Source organism: Bacillus sp. V3-13 (assembly GCF_002860165.1).
Lineage (GTDB): Bacteria > Bacillota > Bacilli > Bacillales > Cytobacillaceae > Bacillus_BJ.
This window is the reverse complement of the sequence record NZ_PGUZ01000023.1, coordinates 65,473-77,708: the sequence shown is the minus strand read 5'-3', so window position 1 is coordinate 77,708 and position 12,236 is coordinate 65,473. Positions and strand designations below refer to the sequence as shown.

General features: G+C 44.1%; 13 protein-coding genes. All 13 read right to left on the bottom strand.

Features of this window, described 5'->3' with window-relative positions:
- Positions 1 to 7 precede the first annotated feature (7 nt).
- Entirely contained in the window at positions 8 to 451 is a 444-nt protein-coding gene (fliJ, locus tag CU633_RS09505) for a flagellar export protein FliJ (protein ID WP_101659781.1), read from the bottom strand.
- Between the two features lie 4 nt (positions 452 to 455).
- Positions 456 to 1,775: a flagellar protein export ATPase FliI gene (gene fliI, locus CU633_RS09500; protein WP_101659779.1), complete on the bottom strand. Its 1,320-nt coding sequence runs from the start codon at positions 1,773 to 1,775 to the stop codon at positions 456 to 458.
- Positions 1,775 to 2,542, bottom strand: coding sequence for a flagellar assembly protein FliH (gene fliH, locus CU633_RS09495; protein ID WP_257958595.1), 768 nt, complete (start codon positions 2,540 to 2,542; stop codon positions 1,775 to 1,777). The genes fliI and fliH overlap by 1 nt, the downstream gene beginning before the upstream one ends.
- Entirely contained in the window at positions 2,526 to 3,542 is a 1,017-nt protein-coding gene (gene fliG / locus CU633_RS09490; RefSeq protein ID WP_101659775.1) for a flagellar motor switch protein FliG, read from the bottom strand. Before fliG ends, fliH begins: the two co-directional genes overlap by 17 nt.
- 11 nt (positions 3,543 to 3,553) lie before the next feature.
- Positions 3,554 to 5,143, bottom strand: coding sequence for a flagellar basal-body MS-ring/collar protein FliF (gene fliF, locus CU633_RS09485; RefSeq protein WP_101659774.1), 1,590 nt, complete (start codon positions 5,141 to 5,143; stop codon positions 3,554 to 3,556).
- Positions 5,144 to 5,221: 78 nt separating this feature from the next.
- Positions 5,222 to 5,527, bottom strand: coding sequence for a flagellar hook-basal body complex protein FliE (gene fliE, locus CU633_RS09480; protein ID WP_101659773.1), 306 nt, complete (start codon positions 5,525 to 5,527; stop codon positions 5,222 to 5,224).
- Between the two features lie 12 nt (positions 5,528 to 5,539).
- A complete protein-coding gene (flgC, locus tag CU633_RS09475; RefSeq protein ID WP_101659772.1) occupies positions 5,540 to 5,998 on the bottom strand; it encodes a flagellar basal body rod protein FlgC in 459 nt (152 codons plus the stop codon).
- Positions 5,999 to 6,000: 2 nt separating this feature from the next.
- Entirely contained in the window at positions 6,001 to 6,396 is a 396-nt protein-coding gene (gene flgB, locus CU633_RS09470; protein WP_101659771.1) for a flagellar basal body rod protein FlgB, read from the bottom strand.
- A 447-nt stretch (positions 6,397 to 6,843) separates the two neighbouring features.
- The gene (gene codY / locus CU633_RS09465) at positions 6,844 to 7,623 is read right to left on the bottom strand and encodes a GTP-sensing pleiotropic transcriptional regulator CodY (RefSeq protein WP_101659769.1); all 780 of its coding nucleotides are present in this window, start codon (positions 7,621 to 7,623) and stop codon (positions 6,844 to 6,846) included.
- Between the two features lie 138 nt (positions 7,624 to 7,761).
- Positions 7,762 to 9,168 carry an HslU--HslV peptidase ATPase subunit gene (hslU, locus tag CU633_RS09460; protein WP_101659767.1) on the bottom strand — a complete coding sequence of 469 codons (1,407 nt, stop codon included), beginning with the start codon at positions 9,166 to 9,168 and terminating at the stop codon, positions 7,762 to 7,764.
- Between the two features lie 18 nt (positions 9,169 to 9,186).
- The gene (hslV, locus tag CU633_RS09455; RefSeq protein ID WP_101576611.1) at positions 9,187 to 9,729 is read right to left on the bottom strand and encodes an ATP-dependent protease subunit HslV; all 543 of its coding nucleotides are present in this window, start codon (positions 9,727 to 9,729) and stop codon (positions 9,187 to 9,189) included.
- Positions 9,730 to 9,751: 22 nt separating this feature from the next.
- Positions 9,752 to 10,654, bottom strand: a complete 903-nt coding sequence (gene xerC, locus CU633_RS09450; protein WP_101659765.1) for a tyrosine recombinase XerC — start codon at positions 10,652 to 10,654, stop codon at positions 9,752 to 9,754.
- 61 nt (positions 10,655 to 10,715) lie between these two features.
- Positions 10,716 to 12,020 (bottom strand): FADH(2)-oxidizing methylenetetrahydrofolate--tRNA-(uracil(54)-C(5))-methyltransferase TrmFO, encoded by a 1,305-nt coding sequence (trmFO, locus tag CU633_RS09445; protein WP_101659763.1) that lies wholly within the window; start codon positions 12,018 to 12,020, stop codon positions 10,716 to 10,718.
- Between the last annotated feature and the right edge of the window lie 216 nt (positions 12,021 to 12,236).

Here is a 12,236-nt window from a genome sequence, read left to right as displayed (position 1 = left end):
ATTCCACCTAACTTCCCCGGTTCATAAACTGCTGAATCGAGATATCGTCCATCTGTTTGCCCTCGGTATACTTCATTTCTTCTCTAAAATGGTTAAAATCTTTTTCCTTGATTTTTTCATATTTCTTTACTTCGATATTTTTTTCCATCAGCTTTTCTTGAAAAAATGACATTTGCTTTCTTGTGTTGATGACCATTTGCTGGTAATAGTCGATCGTTTTATTTAAATTCCCAAGAAAAAGCTGGTGATGCCTGATCTCCTGGACGGGAAGCCCGGACACGAGCCTGGATGATTGATAGGCTTCCATATCTTCCTTCTTTTTTAAAAGGTCATACAGCTTTTCGGCCGCTGCCTCAAACTTTTTGACTGCATCGTGATAAATTGACAGCGCCTCATCCTTTTCCCGTTCCTTTAAGCTCAGGATCTTATCAAATTTGAATTGGTAATGCATTTGACTACTCCCCTTCGTCCATTAATCGGAATAAGGCCTGGACACTTTCCTCCATCGACACCTTTTCATGTGTTCCTTGCTTTAAAAACGAAAGGATTTTTGGATAAAGCTGAATCGCTGTGTCAACTTCCTTTGAGGAACCCTTTTTATAAGCGCCGATATTAATTAAATCTTCCGAATTCAGATATGTGCTTAACGCTTCCCTGAGGCTTTCTGCTGCTCTGACATGCGGTTCCGGGACGATATAATTCATAATCCGGCTGATGCTTTTTAATACATCGACTGCCGGAAATTGCCCTTTATTGGCGAGGTTCCTGTCCAACACAAAGTGTCCGTCGAGTATTCCCCTCACCGTATCGGCAATCGGCTCATTCATGTCATCCCCATCGACGAGAACCGTGTAAAAGGAAGTGATTGAACCATGCTGATTCGTTCCGGTCCGTTCCAGAAGCTTCGGCAAAACAGCAAAAACGGATGGTGTATAACCTTTTGTTGTCGGCGGTTCACCAATTGCGAGTCCAATTTCGCGCTGCGCCATTGCCACCCTTGTGACAGAATCCATCATCAGCATCACCTTTAATCCTTTATCACGAAAGTATTCAGCGATTGCGGTTGCGGTGAACGCACCCTTTATCCGCATAAGAGCCGGTTGATCGGAGGTCGCAACGACGACAATTGACCTTTTCAACCCTTCAGGTCCAAGATCGCGCTCAATGAATTCCCTGACTTCGCGGCCACGTTCCCCGATCAGGCCGATTACGTTTAAATCCGCGGTTGTATTCCTGGCTATCATGCCAAGGAGGGTGCTTTTCCCAACCCCGCTGCCTGCGAAGATGCCAATGCGCTGGCCTGTCCCGACTGTCAGCAGGCTGTCGATCATTCTGACGCCAACCTCAATGGTTTCCGTGATTGGCGGCCTGCTCATTGGATTAGGCGGTGCCTGCTCGGTTGGCACAGCCGTCAGCCCCTTTGGAAGCGCTGATCCGCCCAGCGGCATTCCGAGCGAATCGATTACACTTCCGACAAGACTGGCACCGACTTTTATTTCGAGCGGCTTCAGCGTTGCTTCGACAAGACTCCCGGGTGATATATCCTGGACCGTTGTGTACGGCATCAATATGACGTTTTCTTCCCTAAAGCCGACAACCTCCGCCTGAATGACTTTTTTTCGGTTGTTGCCGACATGTATATAACAAAGATCACCAATTGAGCTCTGCGGCCCCTGGGATTCAATCATTAACCCAACAACCCGCTTTACCCTTCCAAATCTCTTAAATGAATCGAGTTCGTCAATATGGTCGATTAAGTCGGCAGCCTTCCTCATCATTCACTCTCCAACAGCTCGGCAAGCTTTTGTTTTATTTCCAGAAGCTGACTGTCGACACTGGCATCGATGCGGCCATTTGCCGATTCAATCAAGCAGCTTTGTTCGCTCAAGTCATCATCAGGAAAAATATAAAAATTGGTTTCCTTAGGGAAAAGTGTCAGCAATTCCTCTTTATGCGACAGCAGGTTTTGATAATGGACCGGGTTTACATGAAGCTCTACATCACGGGCATCCCGTGCCTGTTTGATCGCTTGCTTGACGATTCCGATAAACTCTTCCTCATGATCATGGATCGTTTTGCCGAGAATTTTTTCAGCTACTTTAATACCGAGTTCCAGAATCGTCCGTTCGGAGGATTCGACCCTTTGCTGATAATCGGTTCTTGAAGATTCGACAAGTCCGGAAGCAAAAAGAATCGATTCGCGATATTCTGCAAATCCTTTTTCCCTGCCATCAAGGAGCCCTTGTTCGTAGCCTTGCTGCATTGCCTGCTCAACAAGAAGCTGCTTCTCTTCCTGCCACGCGTTTTTTTGTTTTTCAATTTCTTCTTGAATGGATTTCGCTTCGGAACGGGCATCAGCAAGCAATTTCTGAGCCTGTTCCGCAGCATCGGCAAGCAGCGCCCGTTTTTCTGCTTCGACTGTTGTATCAGGTGCAAGGATTATTCCCTGCTCATTCCGGTTAAGCGTGCGGATTGAAATGACTTTTTTCTCGCTCAATTCCGCAGTACGATGGGATTTAATAAGCCTAGACAATGATATCATCTCCCCCGCCGCGAGCGACGACGATTTCTCCGCTTTCTTCCAACCGGCGGATATTTGCAACAATACGTGATTGTGCTTCCTCAACATCCCGGAGGCGGACAGGACCCATATATTCCATCTCGTCTTTAAAGGTTTCAGCCATTCGAGTCGACATATTTTTAAAGACGATTTCTTTCACTTCATCACTGGATACCTTCAATGCGAGCATGAGATCCTCATTTTCACAATCGCGGATCACTCTTTGAATCGCACGGTTGTCCAGTGTAACAATATCTTCAAAGACAAACATTCTTTTCTTAATCTCTTCTGCGAGTTCTGGATCCTGGATTTCGAGCGCATCAAGAATCGTTCGTTCGGTTGCCCTGTCAACACCGTTAAGAACCTCGACAACCGCTTCAATCCCGCCTGTCTGCGTATAATCCTGCGTCACGGTTGCCGACAGCTTCCTTTCAAGAATCTGTTCCACTTCATTGATGATTTCGGGTGACGTGCTGTCCATAACGGCAATTCTTCGTGCTACATCCGCTTGCATTTCCTGCGGCAGCTCGGAAAGAATTTGCCCTGCCTGCGGAGCATCCAGATAGGATAGGATGAGAGAAATCGTTTGTGGATGCTCGTTTTGAATAAAATTTAAGATTTGGCCAGGATCTGCTTTTCTGGCAAAATCAAAAGGCCTTACTTGTAAAGAGGAAGTCAGCCGGTTAATAATAACTGCTGCTTGCTCAGATCCAAGAGCTTTTTCGAGAACCGTCTTGGCATAGCCGATTCCGCCCTGGGAAATATAATCCTGGGCCAGCGCAATATTGTGAAATTCTTCTAAAATTTCTTCTTTTTCGCGGGAATCAACTTTGCGGACACCCGAAATTTCCAGTGTGAGCTTTTCAATCTCCTCTTCACTTAAATGCTTATATACTGAAGCTGAAACATCAGGACCAAGGGAAATGAGGAGAATGGCTGCCTTTTGCTTCCCGGTTAGTTCTTTTTGTTCTTTTTTCGCCATTGGTGTTCCCCCTAATCTTCAGCAATCCATGACCGTAAAAGCTTTGCGAAATCTTCCGGTTTTTCTTTTGCCATTTTTTCAAGCTGCTTTCTCTTCAAGCTGCTTTCCGTTTCCTGTTCTTCGTTTACATCGGGCACATTCGCAGAAATCGTTTCTTCGATGATGAGTTCTTCCTCTTCCCGCTTTATTCTTGAACGGATAAACAAGAAGACTAAGACCGCGATGATCAGCAGCAATACACCGCCTGCTACAAAAATCCACCAAGGAAGTCCTGGTTGTGCGCCGCCTTCGAAATCTATTTTTCCGTTAAATGGCTGCACTGAGACCATTACCTTCTCGTTTATTGCTTCGTCTGTTAATTCAGGTTGCGTGTCATCTTTATTAATCGTTGTCCGGACAATCGTCCCCAGGATTTGCGTGATGTCGTCAACCCTGTCCTGTGGAAGCGAATTCGGGTCATCGGCAACCGGCGGTTCGACCATTACTTGAATCCCAAGGTCTCTCACTTTATATGGAGATTCGACAATTTCCTTGCGGATTCTGTTTACTTCGTTATTGATCGTTTCCTCGACCCGCTCGTAATCTCCATTTGCGTCTTGCCCCGCCAGGTATTGGTTTCCACCTGCATCTGCCGGGTCTTCTCCCTGGAGAATTCCGCCTGCCTGTTCACCGTTTCCGGTAAAAGTTTCGGTCAATCGCTGGGCACTGATCGCGATTCCTTCCATATTTTCTTCATCAACAGGCGCTACGAGGCTTTCTTCCCGGTTTTCCTGGGTAAAGTCTATATCAGCGGTGACAGAAACCACTACTTTATCCTGTCCCATCAGCGTTCCAAGCATATTTTGCACCTGGCGCTGAACGTCCCTTTCAATCTGTTTTTTAATCTCATGCTGGGTTGCAAAAGATGCCCCGGAAGAATTTTTTTCATTATTTAAATCAAAATACTCAAAAAACTGATTCATAATGACGATATTATCAGTGGGAAGATTTGGAACACTTTTTGAAACTAAATGATAAAGTGCTTCGATTTGGGCTTCTTCAAACTGATAGCCGGGCTTGGTGTTTAAAACGATAGAAGCAGAAGCAGCGTCAGCCTGGTCAGAAACAAATATTCCTTTTTCAGGGAGATTGATCATCACCTTTGCATCTTGAACTCCGTCAATCCCCTTCATGAGATTAGCTAATTCTGTTTGCATTGCATCAAGCTTTAAAACATCAAATTCATTCTCAGTCATGCCAATCCCGGCGTTCTGGCTGAAAAATGAATAATCAATATTTCCTGACTTTGGTATGCCTTCAGCTGCAAGTTCGACTTTAAGCGTATCTACTGATTCTTCAGGCACTTTGATAGTCGTCCCTCCGTCGGATATTTCCGACTCGATTCCTCTTGCATCCAGGCTTTCTTTAATGGCGCCTGTCTCGGAAGGGGAAAGGTTGCTGTAAAGAGGGACAAGAGTAGTCCTTGTTGCAAGGGCTGAAATGACTATCGCCAAAATCACAATAAATAGGAGCGAGCCAAAAAATAAATATCTTTGTTTTTTCGTTCTGCTGCTCCAGTAATCTTTTATTTTATTTATTCTTTGCTGAAACGATTCGTTCATCTTTGTTCCCCCGGTTATTCTGTCTAGGTATTGGCAGCTAATAACCGCTACTTTAAAAGTTCCTAGCTTATATGACTATTAAACTTGCATTCTCATGATTTCTTGATATGCTTCAACCGCTTTGTTTCTTATTTCCATGGTCAACTGCAAAGAAATACTGGCTTTTTGTGCTTCAATCATCACTTGATGCAAGTCGACATTCTCGCCTTTTGCCAGTTTTTCGGTCAATAAATCTGACTTTTGTTGCGCTTCATTTACTTTTTCGATCGATTCCTTTAAAATCGCCGAAAATTTTTGCTGTGCTTCAGACGGGGTATATGTACGGTTTGCTGCCTCCTGCGGCTTTAAAATATGGGCTGCAGAAGGAAAAGAAACACTATCCATTTAGTTCTCTCCTTATTTCCCGATTTCAAGTGCTTTCATCATCATTCCTTTTGAAGCATTAAAGACCGTTACATTTGCTTCGTAAGACCTCGTAGCACCAATTAAATCAACCATTTCGCGAAGCGGGTCAACATTCGGCATCGCTACATATCCTTCTTCGTTCGCATCCGGATGCTCAGGGTCAAAAACCATTTTAAAAGGCGTTTCATCTTCAACAATTCGCGTTACATTGACGCCATTTCCAACCGTTTTGTGGTCAGCCTTATTCATCGCCATGTTTAAAAAGGAAGAAAATCCGGCTTGCTTCGGTGCCATTGCAACCATTTTCCGCTGGTATGGCTGCCATTCTCCATTCACCATCACAGCCCTCATTGAATCAACATTGGCCATATTGGATGAGATGACATCCATTCTTAAGCGTTGGGCAGTAAGCGCTGATGAAGTTGTATTCATACTATGGAATATTGACATACTTATTTGCCTCCTCTTATCACGTTTTGCAGCGATGAAAACTTTCCGTTCATCCGTTCCGTAACCGCGTTATAATAAATTTGGTTCGTAGCCAGGTCGGACATTTCTTTGTCCAGGTCAACGCTGTTTCCGTTATGGTTATATTGGACATTTTTTCTGGTCGAAATAGCTGCATTCGTTTGCGGTCGTTGCTTAAAATCATAGTGTCGTCCATCGGTTTTGTACGCATGGATCGATTGGTCGACAGCCTGCTGAAGGGTTGCTTTGAAACTGGCGTCTTTCGCTTTATAGTTTGGTGTATCTACGTTGGCAATATTTTGCGAAATCACCTTTTGTTTTAAGGATGAGTAGTTCAAAGCACTTTCCAGTGTCGAAATTGTATTGGAAAATAAACTCATTTCGTGCACCTCTAACTTCGAATTTTTGCAGATTATGGCGAATTATGTATAATCATATTTTTAATTGTAAAGAAACTGAAATAATATGTCTATGTAAAAAAGGTTAATTTTTATCAGTCTAAATACCCATTTTCGACATTTCTCTTAAAATCCCTTGAAATCCAAGAAGAAATTTTTTGTTGACATTTATCGTTTTCATCTTGGTAAATGTTAAAAAAAGAACGAAAGTATGTTTATTTTATAATAATCTTCCAATTTGTTTATAGGTAATTTAACCTATTTAATTTTGGTAAGTGTTGGACTGATTTTTCCTGTTTGTCACTATTTGCAAAATAAAAAATGCAACAAATGTAACACATATGCAATATTTTGTCGGAAAGTGCATGTAAGCATAAAAAAACCGGCCCAAGGAGTAGGTCTTCCTTGGGCCGGTTTTTTTAGTCATTATTAATTTGTTTTCAATTTTTCCAACTCGAGCAAGAATTTATCGTTCAATACTTTAATATAGGTTCCTTTCATGCCGAGAGAGCGGGACTCAATCACGCCGGCGCTTTCAAGCTTGCGGAGCGCGTTAACGATTACTGAGCGGGTAATGCCGACACGGTCGGCAATTTTTGAAGCAACCAGCAATCCTTCGCTGCCATTTAATTCTTCAAAAATATGCTCAATCGCTTCCAGCTCACTGTAGGATAAAGAGCTGATTGCCATTTGGACAACCGCTTTGCTGCGCGCTTCTTCCTCAATTTCTTCCGCTTTTTCGCGAAGGATCTCCATCCCGACAACTGTTGCGCCATATTCCGCTAAGATGAGATCATCATCATGGAATTGTTCTTGCAATCTTGCCAAAATTAATGTTCCAAGGCGTTCCCCGCCACCGATGATCGGAACAATTGTCGTTAAACCGGTTCTGAACAAGTCGCGGTTTTCCACTGGAAACGCTGTGTATTCACTGTCTACATCCAGATTTGAAGAGGTTTCTTGTACGTTGAATAAGTTGTTTGTATACTCTTCCGGGAACTGGCGGTCTTCAAGCATTTTTTTCATCCGCTCATTTTCAATTTGCTGGTTAATCGCAAAACCGAGCAGCTTGCCGCGGCGGCTGACAACGAAAATATTGGCTTCGATGACTTCGCTTAATGTTTCCGACATTTCTTTAAAGTTAACCGGTTTTCCTGCTGCTTTTTGAAGCATTGCATTAATTTTTCTCGTTTTTGTTAATAAGTCCATAGTTTCTTCCTCCTATTGCTTCCAACAATTATTATTTATTTTTTTTAGGTTTGACCGCGCCTGCTGACGCTCTTTTTGGGAGCATTTGCTTTTTCTACTGTCTACCTACCCTATCTTAAATCAATTAAACGATAGTTGCTACAGGATAAATTGGCTTAAATCCTTATCACGTGAGATGGCCCCGAGCTTCTCCTCGACATACTGGGGAGTGATTGTTACCTTTTCCATCGTGATGTCCGGCGCTTCAAATGACAGATCCTCAAGCAATTTTTCCAGGATCGTATGCAATCTTCTCGCACCAATATTATCGGTATTTTGATTTACTTCAAAAGCAACCTCCGCAATCCTACGAATAGCATCGTCAGAAAATTCTATTTGTATACCCTCTGTTGCTAATAACGCTTCATATTGCTTGATAAGCGCATTGTCCGGTTCGACGAGAATTTTATAAAAATCGTCTACATTCAGCTTTGTCAGCTCGACGCGAATCGGGAAACGCCCTTGCAGTTCGGGAATGAGGTCTGATGGCTTTGCTGTATGAAATGCCCCTGCTGCGATAAACAGTACATGATCTGTTTTAACAGAGCCGTATTTAGTCACGACAGTCGACCCTTCAACGATCGGCAAAATATCTCTTTGAACACCTTCCCTTGAAACATCGGCAGACGATCCCCCGGTGTTTTTGCTTGCGATCTTATCGATTTCATCAATAAAGATGATTCCGCCTTGTTCGGCCTTATAAATCGCATCTGACGTAACTTCGTCCATATCAATCAGCTTCTGGGCTTCTTCATTGGTTAACACCTTGCGCGCTTCCCGAACGGTGAGCTTTCTCTTTTTGCGGCGCTTTGGCATTAAGCTGCTCAGGGCGTCCTGCATATTCATGCCCATTTGCTCCATGCCAGAGCCTTGCAGCATATCAAACATCGATGGTTGCTGTTCATCGACTTCCACCGTGAGCATTTCATTTTCAAGCTCTCCCAAAGCGAGCTTTTCACGGATCATTTTTCTGCGTTCATACACATTCTGGTCTTCGGCTGACTGGCTTTCTTGCTCAACCTGGTTATTCCCGCCCCCGAACAGCATTTCCAGCGGATTTTTATAGTTTGCGGCTTTTTTTGCGGATGGAACTAACAGTTCGATGAGCCGCCGGTTGGCATTCTCTTCGGCGCGTTCTTTCACACTGAGCATTTTTTCTTCTTTTACTAAGCGGACAGATGTCTCCACCAAGTCCCTTACCATTGATTCAACATCGCGTCCAACATAGCCAACTTCGGTAAATTTCGTAGCTTCCACTTTAATAAACGGAGCGCCGACAAGCTTTGCGATTCGGCGGGCGATTTCTGTCTTTCCGACCCCGGTCGGCCCGATCATCAAGATATTTTTTGGAATAATTTCATCGCGCAGCCTATCATCGAGCAAACTGCGGCGATAGCGATTCCGGAGCGCAACGGCGACCGCTTTTTTCGCATCATTCTGGCCGATGATATATTGATTCAGCCTGTCGACAATTTGCCGGGGTGTTAAACTTGTGGATTTTGACATGGTAAAGCACTCCTCCCTTTAAAGCTCTTCAACGATGATATTATGGTTCGTATATACACAAATTTCCGCGGCTATTTCCAGTGATGACCTGGCTATTTCCCGGGCAGAAAGGTGATCACCCGCATATTTCTTCAAGGATCTTCCCGCGGCCAGGGCATAGTTGCCTCCCGAACCGATCGCAAGGATTCCATCATCCGGTTCGATCACTTCACCCGTTCCGGAAATGAGCAGAAGATCGCTTTCATTCATCACAATCAGCATCGCTTCCAACCTTCTTAGCACCTTGTCGCTGCGCCATTGTTTTGCAAGCTCGACCGCGGCGCGCTGCAGATTTCCGTTAAATTCCTCAAGCTTTCCTTCGAACATTTCAAACAATGTAAAAGCGTCTGCGACAGAGCCGGCGAAACCGGCTATCACTTTGCCATTGAACAGCTTTCGGACCTTTTTGGCTGTATGTTTCATCACTACAGCGTTTCCAAATGTAACCTGTCCGTCACCCGCCATTGCACATTTCCCTTGGTGTTGAACGGCAAAAATCGTTGTTGCGTGAAATTGTGACATGTTTAATCCTCCCCTTTGGAGTCTATGCCCTTGGATGGTGGGACATATACGTTTTTCGCAAGTATTCATTTGTTACATGAGTATACACCTGGGTCGATGATAAGAAAGCGTGCCCAAGCAGCTCCTGCACTGTCCGCATATCTGCGCCATTGCTTAATAAATGCGTAGCAAAGCTGTGGCGGAGCATATGGGGATGAATCTTTCCCGTCAAAGCCGATTTTTCAATCAAAGTATTGAGAATATCGCGGACTCCCCCGGCCGTCAGCGGGCCTCCGCGAAAATTGACAAACAAATTGTCATGGGGAACCCGCCCGGACTGGAGCTTGCGCCTGCCGTCCTCTATGTAAATGGACAGGGCATCGTGCGCAAAACTTCCAAATGGTACATATCTCTCTTTATGGCCCTTTCCACGCACCAGCACGGTTGACACCGCCATGTCCAGATCTTTCAATTTGATTTGACAGCATTCGCTGACGCGAATCCCTGTCCCGTATAACAGTTCAAGCAGCGCTTTATTCCGCTGGCCAAGCGGGCTTGAATCATCACAGGCTTTGAAAAGCTCACCCATTTCCTCTTCATAAAAAAAATCGGGAAGCCGTTTTTCTGCTTTCGGAATCGAAACAAGCGAGAAAGGATTCTCATTGACAAGCTTTTCCCTTAATAAAAATTTATAGAAGCTTCTCAGACTCGAAATCTTCCTGGCGACAGACTTTCTGGCCAATTTTCTTTCATACAGTTTGGTTAAATAAATCCTGACATCAAAATATGTAACCTGTTCCAGCGCCGGGATGGCTTGTTCAGACATGAACAAAGAAAAATCTTTAATATCCATTTGATAATGCTCAACTGTATATTGTGAGTAATTTTTCTCAACTTGTAAATATTCAATAAATAACTTTAATAAAACGTTCACATTCTGATGCAAAAGGCTCACCTCACAAGGGCTACTAAATCGTATCATAAAATAATAGCCCATGCAATATAATTTACAAATTTTTCACAAAGTTCTGAATTGTTTTCAATGCTCTTTCGGCATGCTGCTCATTTCGTTCCTTTTTCGCTTTTATCTTCTCTGCCAGTTCCGGAAACAAACCGAAGTTGGCATTCATTGGCTGAAAATTATCCGGATTTGCGGTCGTAATGTATCGCGCCATGCTGCCAATTGCCGTTTCACGGGGGAATTCGACCGGGTCTGTTCCGCTCACATATCTTGCCGCATTAATTCCCGCAACCAGGCCGCTTGCCGCCGATTCTACATAGCCTTCGACCCCGGTCATTTGGCCGGCGAAAAATAGATCTTCGCGGTTTTTAAACTGGTAGGTTGCATTTAATACTTTTGGAGAGTTGATGAATGTGTTTCTGTGCATCACTCCGTAGCGGACAATTTCGGCATTTTCGAGCCCGGGAATTAAACGGATTACCTCTTTTTGCGGTCCCCATTTTAAATGGGTTTGAAAACCGACGATGTTATAAAGTGTCCCTGCTCCATCATCCTGTCTTAATTGGACAACGGCAAATGGGCGCTTGCCCGTTTTAGGATCTTCGAGGCCAACCGGCTTCATTGGGCCAAACAGCATCGTCTTTTTGCCCCTTGAAGCCATGACTTCAATTGGCATGCACCCTTCAAAGAAGATTTCTTTTTCAAATTCTCTTAACGGCACCGTTTCGGCTGCGGTCAGCGCTTCATAAAAGCGGTCGAATTCCTCCTCATTCATAGGGCAGTTCAAGTAGGCCGCTTCGCCTTTATCATAGCGTGATTTTAAATAAACCTTATCCATATCAATGCTGTCTTTTTCGATAATTGGCGCTGCCGCATCATAGAAATATAAATAATCTTCGCCGGTTAAGCTCCGCAGCTGCCCGGATAGATCCTTGCTTGTCAGCGGGCCGGTTGCAATGATTGTCGGGCCTTCGGGAATGTCCGTTACTTCTTCATTAATTACGGTTACATTTTCGTGATTCTTTACCCGTTCGGTCACTTTAGCAGCAAACTCGTGGCGGTCAACGGCCAGCGCTCCTCCGGCTGGAACCGAGCACTCGTCCGCCGAGCTGATGATAACGGAATCAAGCATTCTCATTTCTTCTTTTAATACGCCGACCGCGTTTGTTAATGTATTAGCCCTTAATGAATTGCTGCAAACCAATTCGGCAAATTTATCTGTATGATGGGCTGGAGTTTGCTTGACGGGTCTCATTTCATAAAGGCGCACCTTTATTCCCCGTTTGGCAAGCTGCCAGGCTGCTTCGCTCCCTGCCAGTCCTGCACCGATCACATTTACTGCTTTAGTCATGTTTTCTAAACCTCCAAATTCAACTTATGCGCGATTTATCGTACCATATTGGAAGAATTTTTCCTAATATAAAGTGATAATCTCAAGCTTTTTATGCTCATTGACAGCATAAACCACATCCAGTCTCGATTATACTATACGTTTTCGAAAACTGATAAGTTTCATGATTCCGTCTGATATCGCAAAACCTTGATTTAAAAACAAAGAAAGAGTGAG

Excerpts from the sequence above, each read along its gene's own strand:
- fliJ (WP_101659781.1), bottom strand. The coding sequence starts at position 451 with ATGCATTACCAATTCAAATTTGATAAGATCCTGAGCTTAAAGGAACGG.
- fliI (WP_101659779.1), bottom strand. The coding sequence starts at position 1,775 with ATGAGGAAGGCTGCCGACTTAATCGACCATATTGACGAACTCGATTCA.
- fliH (WP_257958595.1), bottom strand. The coding sequence starts at position 2,542 with ATGATATCATTGTCTAGGCTTATTAAATCCCATCGTACTGCGGAATTG.
- fliG (WP_101659775.1), bottom strand. The coding sequence starts at position 3,542 with ATGGCGAAAAAAGAACAAAAAGAACTAACCGGGAAGCAAAAGGCAGCC.
- fliF (WP_101659774.1), bottom strand. The coding sequence starts at position 5,143 with ATGAACGAATCGTTTCAGCAAAGAATAAATAAAATAAAAGATTACTGG.
- fliE (WP_101659773.1), bottom strand. The coding sequence starts at position 5,527 with ATGGATAGTGTTTCTTTTCCTTCTGCAGCCCATATTTTAAAGCCGCAG.
- flgC (WP_101659772.1), bottom strand. The coding sequence starts at position 5,998 with ATGTCAATATTCCATAGTATGAATACAACTTCATCAGCGCTTACTGCC.
- flgB (WP_101659771.1), bottom strand. The coding sequence starts at position 6,396 with ATGAGTTTATTTTCCAATACAATTTCGACACTGGAAAGTGCTTTGAAC.
- codY (WP_101659769.1), bottom strand. The coding sequence starts at position 7,623 with ATGGACTTATTAACAAAAACGAGAAAAATTAATGCAATGCTTCAAAAA.
- hslU (WP_101659767.1), bottom strand. The coding sequence starts at position 9,168 with ATGTCAAAATCCACAAGTTTAACACCCCGGCAAATTGTCGACAGGCTG.
- hslV (WP_101576611.1), bottom strand. The coding sequence starts at position 9,729 with ATGTCACAATTTCACGCAACAACGATTTTTGCCGTTCAACACCAAGGG.
- trmFO (WP_101659763.1), bottom strand. The coding sequence starts at position 12,020 with ATGACTAAAGCAGTAAATGTGATCGGTGCAGGACTGGCAGGGAGCGAA.